Source organism: Streptosporangium sp. NPDC006013 (assembly GCF_040614275.1).
Lineage (GTDB): Bacteria > Actinomycetota > Actinomycetes > Streptosporangiales > Streptosporangiaceae > Streptosporangium.
This window is the reverse complement of the sequence record NZ_JBEXUE010000307.1, coordinates 1-12,221: the sequence shown is the minus strand read 5'-3', so window position 1 is coordinate 12,221 and position 12,221 is coordinate 1. Positions and strand designations below refer to the sequence as shown.

Sequence of the window (12,221 nt, the reverse complement as noted above, 5' to 3'; positions counted from 1 at the left end):
CCCCGCCGGAAGGCGACCGCTGGAGCGCGGCCGTCGCGGAGCTGGAGGGTGGGACGGCGGGGCCGCCCGGAGTGCGGGTCGAGCCCGCGGACCTGGCCCAGATCCTCTACACCTCGGGCACCACGGGGCTGCCCAAGGGCGTGGGCGCCAGCCACGCCAACCTGGCCTTCGGCTGCGAGACCCGCCCCAACCGCCGCAGGTTCGGCCACTCGCGCCACCTGCTGCACGCCTTCCCGATCGGTACCAACGCCGGTCAGACGATGCTGATGAACGCGCTGGACGCCCGTCCGGCCATGCTCACCCTCGGGCGCTTCACCCCCGGCCGCCTCGCCCGGCTGATCGAGTCGCGCCGGGTCGGCACCGTGTTCGTCGTACCCGCCATGGCCATCGAGTTCCTCAACGCGGGACTGCACGAGCGCCACGACATGTCGAGCGTCCTGCTGCTCGGTTCGGCCGCCTCGGCCCTGCCGCCCGCGGTGGCCGCGCGCCTGGCCGACGCCTTCCCCAACGCGACGGTCACCAACTACTACACCTCCACCGAGGCCGCTCCCGCCCAGACCATCATGATCTTCGATCCGTCCAGGCCGGGGGCGCTGGGACGGCCGGCGTTCGGCGGGGCCCTGCGCATCACCGACGCGCACGGCGACCCGCTGCCCCCGGGAGAGACCGGCGAGGTCTGGATGCGTTCACCCACCACCACCCGTTTCTACTACCGGGACGAGCAGGCGGGCGCCGAGGCGTTCAGGGGCGGCTGGGTGCGGATGGGGGACATCGGCCGCCTGGACGCCGAGGGCTACCTCCATCTCGTCGACCGGGAGAGCGACGTGGTCAAGTCGGGCGCGTTCAAGGTCTCCACGCTCCAGGTGGAGGCGGCGCTCCACGAGCACGAGGCCGTCGCGGAGGCCGCGGTGCTCGGTGTCCCGCACCCGGTACTCGGCAGCGTGCTCGCCGCGGCGGTGGTGCTGCGGTCCGCCGGGACCTCCGGCGGGGATCTACGGGCCTTCCTGATGGACCGCCTGGCCGGGCACGAACTCCCCGAACGGGTGCTCGTCGTCGACACCCTGCCCAGGAACCAGTCGGGAAAGGTCGTCAAAAGGGAGCTGCGGGGCCTGTTCGAGGTCGCCGCGACAGGTCAGACGGAAGGCACGTGAAAATGTCGATGTCGCTCACAGCGGGATGGGACCGGGCGACCTTCGCCCAGCACGGTATGTGGATCACCGAGCGGATGGGGGCCGGTGGCCGGGTCTATGCGATGCCGCTCACCCTGCGGCTCGACGGCCCGCTCGACACCGGCGCGATGCTCGCCGCCTGTGCCGCGGCCGTCGAGCGACATCCTGTGCTCGCCGCGGTCCTGGCGGAGCGGGACGGCGAGGTCCGCCTGCTCCCCGGCAAGGTGCCCCCGCCGATCCGCTTCGAGGAGACCCCGCCCGAGCCCGGCCGGCTTGAGGAGGAGGTGGCGCGCCCCTTCGATCTGGAGTCGGGTCCGCCGGCCAGGTTCACCCTCTTCAGGCTGGGGGCCGAGCGGCACCTGCTGCAGATCGTCGCCCACCACGCCGTCTTCGACGGCGTCTCCAAGGACCTGCTGCTCCGTGACATCGCCGCCGCCTACGGGGGCTCCGCCCTCGCCCCCCTGACGCTCTCCTGCGACGAGATCGCCCGCGCCGAGCAGGGCCGGGTCGCCGCCGCGCTGGAGGAGGCGGCGGAGTTCTGGCGGCCGAGATGGCAGGACGGGCAGGACCTGCTGCTGCCCGGCCTCACCCGCACCTCGCTGCGCGCCGCGTCCGGCGACACCGTGGAATTCCGCCTCGGCGGCGAGGTCGCCGCGATCGCCGCCGACCTGGGCCTGACCCGCTTCGAGGTCGTGCTGGCCGCACTGCACACGCTCCTGTACGGGTACGGCAACGCCCGCGTCACGGTGGCGGTGGACCTGTCCACCAGGACCGAGGAGACGCGCGAGCACGTGGGGGCGTTCGTCAACGAGCTGCCCGTGGCCTCCAGCCCGGCCGGGACGTTCGCCGAGTTCGCCCGGTCGATCAGGGAGGAGCTACGGGCGATCTACCGCTATCGCGAGATTCCCCTGGCCAGGGCGCTGGGCGGGATCAGCCCGCGCTCCGCGCTCACCCCCGTCTCGGTCAGCTACCGCAGACGCCCGGCCGGTGACCCCTCCTTCGCGGGACTGGACGCCTCGGTCGACTGGGCGGCGTCCAACGGCGCGGTCCGCAACACTTTGCACCTGCAGGTCGTCGACGGCGCCGACGGCACGGCCGGGGCCGAGGCCCGCCTGCGGTTCAACCCCGAGATCCTGGACCGCGCCGCCTGCGAGGGCGTCGCCGAGCGGCTGCGGGTTCTGCTCGCCGGCATCGCGGCCCGCCCCGGCGCCCCGCTCGACGAGCTGCCCCTGCCTCCCCGGGTCGTCCCCGCCGGCCAGGCCGATCAGGCCGATCAGGCCGATCACAGCCTCGTCACCGGTCCGGTCTCCGGCGGTGAAGGCGCCAGGGGGGAGGACACCGAGCTCCTCGGGCAGGTCACGGCGATCTGGTGCGAGGTGCTCGGCGTGGACACGGTCCAGCCGGACGACGACCTGTTCGACCTCGGTGGTCACTCGCTGACGATCACCCAGATCATCGCCCGTGTCCGGGACGGGATGGGCGTCGAGCTCTCCTTCGAGGTGTTCATCGACTCCCCGACCGTCGAGGGCGTCGTCGAAGAGATAGCCAGAGCCCGATGACGGCCGAATCCGGACGGTCATCGGTGGTGACCGTCGAGTTCTCCGGGGCGCGGGGCGGCGAGTCGCCGCTCACCTGGGGCCAGCTGGCCATCTGGAGGATCACCCGGTGGCTTGAGGACGGCGACCCGTACTTCAACATGCCCTGGGTGCTGCCCGTCTACGGCAGGCACACCCAGGATGCCGTCATCGGCGCCCTGCGCGGCCTCGTCGAGCGGTACGAGACCCTCAGGACCACCTGTGAGGACGCCGCCGGCGGGCCGGTCCAGCGGGTGGCGAGCCGGGGCCGGTTCGACGTCGAGGTGGTCGACGCCGGGGAGGACAAGCCACTCGCCGCCGCCAAGAAGGTGTCCGCCGAGCTGGCCGCCAGGGGCTTCGACTACGCGGTCGAGCTGCCGTTCCGCTGCGCCGTCGTGACCGTCGGCGGCCGCCCGCGCGCGGTGGCCTTCGCGCTGTCCCACCTGGCGGTGGACGGCTGGGCGCTGGACGTGCTCGCGGGTGACTGGCGGGCGCTGCTGGCCGGGGACGAGCTGCCCGCTCCCGGGTGGCAGCCGCTGGACCAGGCCGTCTTCGAGCGTGAGGGGGCGGGAGCGGCCCGCGGCGAGCGGGCGCTCCGCCACTGCCGGGCCGAGCTTTCGAGGGCGCCGGAGACCATGTTCGACTTCCCCCGCATCACCGCGGAGGAGCCGAGGTTCGTCCGGGTCGGCATGGAGTCGGTGGCCGTCGCCGCCGCCGCCGAGATCCTGGCCGAGCGGTGGTCGGTCAGCACGGCCAGCGTGCTGACCACGGCGAGCGCGGTGCTGCTGGGTGTGCTCACCGGGCACCGCCGGGTGGTCATGCAGCTGATCGTGGCCAACCGGCACGACCCCAGGACCGCGGCCATGGCCGGCACCGCGGTGCAGGACGGGCTCCTCGTCCTCGACCTGCCGGACGGGACGTTCGCCGACGTGGTCCGTGCCGGGCACCGGCGGGCGTTGATGGCCTACCGCAACGCGCACTACGACCCGTACCGGATGATGGCGCTGCGCGAGGAGATCGGAAGGGAGCGTGGCGGTCCCGTCGACCTGTCCGCCTACTTCAACGACACGCGGACCACCGCTCACTGGCCCAACCTGCCCAAGGTGGAACCAGCGGGGGATCCGGCCGCGGTCGCCGCCCTCACCGAGCGGACCAGGTTCTTCCTGGTCGGCGCCTGGGACGCGGTGGACGCCACGGTCTTCTTCGCCACCGGGCCCGCCACGAACACCTGCCGGCTCTACCTGCTGACCGACACCGCCTGCCTGCCGCGCTCCACCGCCTACGCGCTGCTGGGCGGGGTGGAGAGGCTGCTGGTCAGGGCCGTGGCCGAGGAGGTGGCGCTGGACGAGGTCGCCGAGCTGTGCGGCATCGTCCCGATCGAGCGCCCCGCCGTCCGGGAGGCGGCCCTTCCCGGTACGCCGGAGAGCGGCCCGGCGACGGTGAGATCCAGGGAGGTGGCCGGTGACCACGCCTGACCCCCGCGTCGCCGCGGAGGCGGACCTCGCGGTGCGGGAGTCCGCGCCGGAGCACGCCCCACGGGAGCACGCGGCGCAGGACCGGCGTGAGGAACTGCTCGACCGGCTGGCGCGGCTGTCGCCGGAACGGCGCGCGGCGCTGCTGGCGGCGGCGCGGGAGCGGGGCGGGGGCAGGCGGTGGCCCCTGTCGTTCGGGCAGGAGCGCCTCTGGTTCCTCAGCAGGTTCGACCCCGGCGACACCACGTACCACACCCCCTGGTGCGTGCGGCTGCGCGGCCCCGTCGACGTGCAGGCGCTCGCCGCCGCCTTCACCCGCGTCGCCGAGCGGCACCACGTGCTGCGCACCCGGTTCCGGCTGGCCGGTGACCGTCCCGTCCAGATCGTCGTGCCCGTCGCGCCGGTGCCGGTGGAGCGGGCGGACGTCACCGGCGACCCGGCCCCGGCCGTCGTGGAGTTCGTGAACCGGCCGTTCGACCTCGAAGGCGGCCCGCCGCTGCGCGTGGCGCTGCTGCGACTGGGCGAGGAGCACTTCCTGCTCTGCATCGTCCTGCACCACATCGTCGTCGACGGCTGGTCGCTGAACGTCCTCATGCGGGAGGTGACCGAGTGCTACGCCGCCCACCGCGAGGGCAGGCCGCCGGCGCTGGAGGAGCTCCCGGCGCAGTACCCGCAGCTCGCCGAGGAGGACAGGCGCCGCGCCGAACGGGACGAGGACGCCTCCCACCTCGACCACTGGACCCGTACGCTCGCCGGGGTGCCGGCGCTCGACCTCCCCGCCGACCATCCTCGTCCCGCCCGCTGGAGCGGGCGCGGCGGGCAGGAGAGCCTGCTCGTGCCCGACGAGGTGATCACCCGGCTGGAGGACGTCGCCAGGAGCGCGCGCTGCACGCTCTTCATGGCGCTGCTCGCCGCCTACCAGGCGACCCTCTCGCTGGCCTCCGGGCAGCGGGATCTGTGCGTCGGGGTGCCGGTCTCCGGCCGGGACCGTACCGAGATCGAGCCGCTGATCGGCTACTTCGCCGGCACGCTCGTGCTCCGTGCCGACCTGTCGGGCGACCCCACCTTCCTCGAACTGATGAAACGCACCCGGCTGACGCTCTTCCGGGGACTCCAGCACGCCGGCACGCCGTTCGAGCGGATCCTCGCCTCGTTGCGCCTGCCCCGTGACCTGAGCAGGCCGCCGCTCTTCCAGGCCATGTTCAACCTGCACAACCTGCCCAAGGACGACCTGCTGCGGACCACGATGGGCGACCTGTCGGCCGAGGTCTACCCCGTCCCCGCGACGGGCCGTACCAAGGCCGAGGTGTCCGTGGACGCCTGGCGGGGGCCCGAGGGCCTCGGCGGCGTCCTCGACTACAGCAGTGACCTGTTCTCCGCCGGAACCGCGCGGCGCCTGGCCCGCACCTTCACCGACGTGGTGGAGCGGGCCGGGACCGACCCGGGCCTCCGGCTGTCCGACCTGAGAGGTGTACGACCGTGGTGATGTCCTCCCCGGCGCGAGAGCCGGGACTCACGGCACCAGACCCGCAGGGAGAGGGCATGGTGACGGTGCCGGAGCTGATACGCGACCGGCTGGCGACGGCACCCGACGCGGTGGCGGTCAGCGGGCAGGGCGGCGAGCTGACCTACCGGGAGCTGCACCGGCGGGTCGACGACCTCGCCGCGGTGCTGCGCGAGTGGGGAGTGGGCCCCGAGGTCCCGGTCGGGCTGTGCATGGAGCGCACCACGGGGATGGTCGTCGCGGTCCTGGCGGTCTGGGCCGCCGGAGGCGCGTACGTCCCGCTCGACCCCGCCTTCCCCGAGGACAGGCTGCGGCTCATGCGCCAGGACGCCGGGATCGGCCTGGTGCTGACCCAGGCCGGTGTGGACCGGCGCCTGCTGGCCGGAGTCCCCCGGATCCTCGTGCTCGCCCCGGACGGTGCCGCCCCCACCGCCCGCCGCGACACGCCGCGGGGACCGCGGGGCGACCTGGCGTACGTGATGTACACCTCGGGCTCCACCGGGCGGCCCAAGGGGGTGGAGGTCCCGAGGCGCGCCGTGCAGAACCTGCTCGGCTCGTTCGCCGAACGGCTGAAGCTCACGCCCGAGGACCGCTGGCTCGCCGTCACCACCCTGTCGTTCGACATCTCCGTCCTGGAGTTGCTGCTCCCCCTGGCGTGCGGGGCGCGGGTCGTCGTGGCCTCCGCGAGCCAGGCGGCCGACGGCCAGAGGCTGCGGGCGCTGGCGGTCGCCGAGCGGATCACGGCACTGCAGGCCACCCCGGCCACCTGGCGCATCCTGCTGGAGGCCGGCGGAGTGCCGGAGACGATCCGTATCCGGCTCTGCGGGGGAGAGGCGCTGCCGCGAGACCTCGCCGACGCGCTCCTCGCCCCGGGGACGAGCCTGTGGAACGTGTACGGGCCGACCGAGACGACCGTGTGGTCCACCGCGGGGATCGTCGCGCCCGCACCGGCCCGGGTCGTGCTGGGGGAGCCGATCTCCGAGACGTCCCTGTACCTCCTGGGCGACGACGGCCTGCCGGTCGCGGACGGCGAGGCCGGGGAACTGCACATCGGCGGGGCCGGGGTGGCCCGCGGCTACCGGGGCATGCCCGCCCTGACCGCCGCCCGCTTCCTGCCCGACCCCTTCGCGGCCGGCGGGGGAGGGCGCATGTACGCGACCGGCGACCTCGTCCGGCGCACCCCGGACGGCCGCCTGGAGTACCTGGGCAGGGCCGACAGCCAGGTCAAGGTGCGGGGGTTCCGCATCGAGCTGGAGGAGATCGAGACGGTCCTGCGCTCGGTGGAGTGGGTGCGCCAGGCCGCCGTCGGTGTCCACCAGGGACCGGACGGCCTGCCCACGCTGGTGGCGTACCTGGTCGGTGCGGAGGGAGCGGCACCGGAAGGGCCGTGGGAGGCGCTGCGCGCCAGACTCAGGGCGAGCCTGCCCGAGTACATGGTGCCCGCGCACCTCGTCACCCTCGACTCCCTGCCGCTCACCCCCAACGGCAAGCTCGACCGCGCGGCGCTGCCGGCACCCGACCGGGCTCGGGCGTCGACGACCCCCTACCGGGCGCCGTCGAGTTCGGCGGAGGACGAGCTCGCCGCGATGTGGGAGGAGGTGCTGGGAATCGAGCGGCCGGTCGGGGTCGACGACGACTTCTTCGAGCTCGGCGGGCACTCGCTGACGGCCGCCCAGATCATCGCCAGGGTCCAGTCGCGCTTCGGCGTCGCCGTGCCGCTGGTGGCGCTCTTCGAGCATCCGACCGTCGCCGGGCTCGCCCGGCAGCTGGACCGCCTGGACGACGACGACCTGGACCTCGTCGAGGTCGCCGCGCTGCGCGAGCAGCTCGACGGCCTCGGTGCCGAGGAACTCGCGGCGATCTTCGACGAACTGGGGCCGGGCGCATGAGGGCGCCGCTGTCCCCGGCGCAGGAGCGGCTCTGGATCCTGCAGCGCGTCGATCCGGACGACGCCTCCTACAACATGTATCTCGTACGCCTGCTTCGCGGCCCCCTCGACCAGGCCGCGCTGATCTGGGCGCTCACCGACGTGCTGACCCGCCACGAGAGCCTGCGCACCAGGTTCACCGAGGAGGACGGTGTTCCCTGGGCCGTGGTGGAGAGCGGGGCACCCGGGATCGAGTGGCTGCGCTCCGGGAGCCGCGAGGACGCGGAACGCCTGGTGGCCGAGCGGACCAACGAGCCGTTCGACCTGGAGGCCGGGCCTCCGCTGCGGGTGGCGGTGATCCGGATAACCGACGACCGGCATGTGCTCTGCGTCACGATGCACCACATCATCTCGGACGGCTGGTCGCTCAACGTCATCCTGGACGACCTGGCCGACTGCTACACCGCGCGCCTCGCCGGGGCCGAACCCCGGCTGCGCCCGTTGCCGGTCCAGGCGGGCGACTACGCGCGCTGGCAGCGGCGCAGGGCCGAGCGGGCCGTGCCGTACTGGCGGGAGAGGCTCGCCGCGCCGCCCCCGGTCGAGCTGCCGTTCCGCCGGGAGGGGGCGGGGAGCGGGCGGGGCGAGTTCCAGGGTGTCCGGTTGTCACCCGAGACGGCGCGGCGGCTGGAGCGGCTGGCCGCCGAGCAGCGCACCACCCTGTTCACCGTGCTGGTCGCCGCGTACCAGACGTTGCTGCTGCGGCACACCGGGCAGACCGACGTCCTGGTCGGCACCGTCGTCGCGGGCCGGGACCGGGTCGAGCTGGAACCGATGGTCGGATACGTCTCCCAGACGGTGATCCTCCGCGGGGACCTGTCGGGCGACCCGCCGTTCACCGGACTGATCGGCCGCAGCCGTGGCGAGGTCCTCGCCGCGCTGGGCAACTTCTCGGTCCCCTTCGAGCAGCTCGGCCACCCCGTGGAGTCGCTGCTGTCCTCCATGCTCATCCTGCACAACCAGGACGCCGGTCCCCGGCGGGCGTTCGGCGAGCTGACCGTGACCGACATCGACGCCGGGTTCCGGCAGGCCAAGGTGGACCTCCTCGTCGAGGTGTGGTCCGACGAGAACGGGCTCGGCCTCTCCTTCTGCCATGACACGGGCCTGTTCGAGGCGGCGGAGGTCGGCCGCCTGGCCGCCAGGTTCGCCCTGCTCCTCGAATCCGTCGCGGCCCGCCCCGACACCCCGCTCTCCGCCCTGCCGATCTGGACCGACGCCGACCACGCCGACACCCACACCCTGTCGGCCGGGCCGTCCGGCGCCGAGCTCGCCGGGGACGTCCTGGTTCCCGAGATGATCCACCAGGCCGCGCGGCGGACGCCCGAGGCCGTCGCCGTGGTCTGCGGGCGGGAGAGCGTCACGTACGGCGAGCTGCTGGCTCGCGCGGGCACGCTCGCCGGGGTCCTCCGTGACGGCGGGGTCGGCCGCGGCGACGTCGTCGGGGTCTGCCTGCCCCGCTCGATCGAGGCGATCACCGCGCTGCTCGCCGTCTGGTGGGCGGGGGCCGCCTACCTGCCGTTCGACCCCGACGTCCCGGACGAGCGGCTGGCCTTCTCGATGGCGGACGGCTCGGCCACCCACCTGATCACCCTGCGCGAACCGCCGCCGGGCCGCGTCGCCGTCGCCCCCGCGCCACCCGCGTTTCCCGGGGGTGCCGTCGGTGCACCCGCCCCCCTCCGGGGCGCGACCGTGCCGCTGGACGCCGCGTACGTCATCACCACCTCGGGCTCCACCGGCGTGCCCAAGGGCGTGCTGGTGGAGCACGGCGCGGTGGCCGCGCGGGTGCGGTGGATGCGCGCGGACTACGGCCTGACCTCCGGCGACCGGGTCGTCCAGTTCGCCTCGCTCAGCTTCGACGCCCATGTCGAGGAGGTCTTCCCGGCGTTGGCTGCGGGGGCCACGCTGGTGCTCCTCCCCGACGGGGCGACGAGCCTGCCCGACCTGCTGGCCTCGCCGGAGGGCGAGGCGGTCACCGTGCTCGACCTGCCGACCGCGTACTGGCACTCACTGGCCGAGGAGCCGGGCGAGACCGCCTGGCCCGCCTCGCTCCGCCTGGTGATCCTCGGCGGCGAGCAGGTCTCCGCGGCGGCGGTGGAGCGCTGGCGCGGCCTGCTCGGCGACCGGGTCCGGCTGGTCAACACCTACGGCCCGACCGAGGGGACGGTGATCGCCACCGCCGCCGACCTCGGGGCGCGCGACGTCGTGGGCCGCCCGCCGATCGGCGGCCCGATCGCGGAGACCACCGTCCGGGTGCTCGACGACAGGGGAGAGCCCCTGCCACCCGGCGCGGCCGGGGAGCTGGTCATCGGCGGGGCCGGGGTGGCCCGCGGCTACCTCGGCAGGCCGGCGCTCACCGCCGGTGCCTTCGTCCCCGACCCGTACGGTGCCCCCGGGGCGCGCCGCTACCGGACGGGGGACCGGGCGCGGTGGCGCTCCGACGGGCGGCTGGAGTTCCTGGGGCGGCTGGACGCGCAGCTGAAGATCCGGGGTTTCCGGATCGAGCCGGGTGAGGTGGAGAGCCGCCTGCTCGCCCATCCGCAGGTGGGCCAGGCCTTCGTGACCGGCCGGGGCGAGGAGCTCGTCGCCTACGTCACCGGCACCGCGGATCCGGCGGACCTCAGGGAACACCTGGGGCACTCGCTCCCGCGCCAGCTCGTCCCCACCGCCTGGGTGAGCCTGGAGGCGTTCCCCCTCACCCCGGGCGGCAAGATCGACCGCGCCGCGCTCCCCGAACCGGTCGCCGCCTCCTCCGCCGAGCGGGTCGCGCCGCGCACGGACGCGGAGAGGCTGGTGGCCGGGATCTGGGACGAGCTGCTCGGCACGGGGGCGGTCGGTGTCTTCGACGACTTCTTCGCACTCGGCGGGCACTCCCTGCTGGCGACCCGGGTGGCGGCGCGGATCAGGCGGGCCACCGGCATCGAGGTCCCGATCCGGACCGTCTTCGCCATGAGCACCGTCGCCTCACTCGCCGAGGCGCTGGAGGAACTGCTGATCAAGGAACTGGACGCCCTGACCGACGAGGAGGCCATGGACCTGCTCGCGGGCACCGACCATTCCTGATCCCGCCGGTGGCGCTCTCGGGCGCGCTCCCGGCGGGAATCCGGTGTCGGCCGGGGGCTGTTGATGAGGGAGGGAGGCGGCGTAGCATCCGGGCACGCCTCGTGTTGTCGGGCGCTTGTTCGGAGTCGTGAGTCACCAGGATGCGAGGCCCCATGAGCGTTGTGCAGCCCGTTCCCGACCCGAGGTCGGCGCTCGCGGAGCCGGCGCGCAGGGTGGGGCCCTGGTGGGTGGCCGGCATCTCGCTGGCCAACCTGGCGCTCTGGATGGGGTACTTCGGGCCGCTTCAGGTCCTGCTTCCCTCGCAGGTGGCGGTGGTCGACCCGGCGGGCAAGGAGGGGGCACTGGCGCTGGTGACCGGGCTGGGGGCCGCCGTCGCGATGCTGTTCAACCCCATCGCGGGGGCGTTGTCCGACCGCACGGCGGGACGGTTCGGGCGCAGGCACCCGTGGTCGCTGGCCGGGGCGCTGGTCGGCGCGGGGGCGCTGGTCCTGCTGGCGGGGCAGGGGACGATCGCCGGCCTGGCGGCCGGCTGGTGCCTCGCGCAGGCCGGGCTCAACGCGATGCAGGCCTCGCTCAACGCCGGGGTACCCGACCACGTGCCGGTGAGCCAGCGGGGTGAGGTGTCGGGCTGGATCGGGATTCCCCAGTCGCTGGGGGTGGTGCTCGCCGTGGTCCTGGTCACCATGGTCGCCACCACCACCGAATCCGGATATTTCCTGATAGCGGTGCTGATCCCGCTCTGCGTGCTCCCCTTCGTTCTCACCACCCCCGACCCTCGCCTGGCGGCCAGGCCCCCCTTCGAGCTCGGGGCCTTCCTGAGAGGTTTCTGGATCAGCCCCCGCGCCCACCCCGACTTCTTCTGGGCCTGGCTGACCCGCTTCCTGATGCAGCTCGGCAACGCCGTCGCCACGCTCTACCTGCTGTACTTCCTCACCGACGCGGTCGGCTACGAGCGGCTCTTCCCCGGCGAGCGGGCCGAGGACGGCCTGCTCACGCTGATCCTGATCTACACCGCGACGGTCGTGCTCACCACCGTCGTCGCGGGCGTCGTCTCCGACCGGCTCGGCCGCCGCAGGGCGCTCGTCACGGCCTCCGGCCTGATCAGCGTGGTCCCCGCGGTGATGCTCGCGTTCTGGCCGCAGTGGCCGGTGGCGACGGTCGGTGCCGCGATCATGGGGGTCGGCTTCGGCATCTACCTCTCGGTCGACAACGCCCTGGTCACCCAGGTCCTGCCGGCCGCCGAGGGACGTGCCAAGGATCTCGGTGTCATCAACATCGCCAACTCGGGACCCCAGGTGCTCGGCCCGGTCATCGCCGGTCCCATCGTGGCCGGTCTCGGCGGCTATCCGGTCCTCTACCTGACCTCCGCGGCCCTTGTCCTGCTCGGCGCCGCCCTGGTCTGGAAGATCCGCTCGGTGCCCTGACCGTACGGCCGGACGCCGTCCGCCGCCGGGAGCCGTGCCCCGCGCGTGCGCGGCACGGCTCTTCGTCCCCTGGGGCGCCGACCGGCCGGTCGGC

The 12,221-nt window shown here is 73.9% G+C and carries 7 protein-coding genes; all 7 read left to right on the top strand.

Annotation, left to right across the window (positions count from 1 at the left end; translation table 11 throughout):
* The coding region (locus ABZ260_RS34505; protein WP_355626083.1) for a fatty acid--CoA ligase family protein at nt 1-1,151 on the top strand (1,151 nt) is incomplete at its 5' end.
* An 8-nt stretch (nt 1,152-1,159) separates the two neighbouring features.
* Nucleotides 1,160-2,728, top strand: coding sequence for a condensation domain-containing protein (locus tag ABZ260_RS34500; protein WP_355626081.1), 1,569 nt, complete (start codon nt 1,160-1,162; stop codon nt 2,726-2,728).
* Entirely contained in the window at nt 2,725-4,218 is a 1,494-nt protein-coding gene (locus tag ABZ260_RS34495; RefSeq protein WP_355626079.1) for a condensation domain-containing protein, read from the top strand. The genes ABZ260_RS34500 and ABZ260_RS34495 overlap by 4 nt, the downstream gene beginning before the upstream one ends.
* Nucleotides 4,205-5,701, top strand: a complete 1,497-nt coding sequence (locus ABZ260_RS34490; protein WP_355626077.1) for a condensation domain-containing protein — start codon at nt 4,205-4,207, stop codon at nt 5,699-5,701. The genes ABZ260_RS34495 and ABZ260_RS34490 overlap by 14 nt, the downstream gene beginning before the upstream one ends.
* A 56-nt stretch (nt 5,702-5,757) precedes the next feature.
* A complete protein-coding gene (locus ABZ260_RS34485; protein ID WP_355626076.1) occupies nt 5,758-7,608 on the top strand; it encodes a non-ribosomal peptide synthetase in 1,851 nt (616 codons plus the stop codon).
* Nucleotides 7,605-10,703, top strand: a complete 3,099-nt coding sequence (locus ABZ260_RS34480) for an amino acid adenylation domain-containing protein (protein ID WP_355626074.1) — start codon at nt 7,605-7,607, stop codon at nt 10,701-10,703. The genes ABZ260_RS34485 and ABZ260_RS34480 overlap by 4 nt, the downstream gene beginning before the upstream one ends.
* 152 nt (nt 10,704-10,855) lie before the next feature.
* The gene (locus ABZ260_RS34475; RefSeq protein WP_355626072.1) at nt 10,856-12,127 is read left to right on the top strand and encodes an MFS transporter; all 1,272 of its coding nucleotides are present in this window, start codon (nt 10,856-10,858) and stop codon (nt 12,125-12,127) included.
* The last annotated feature ends 94 nt before the right edge of the window (nt 12,128-12,221 follow it).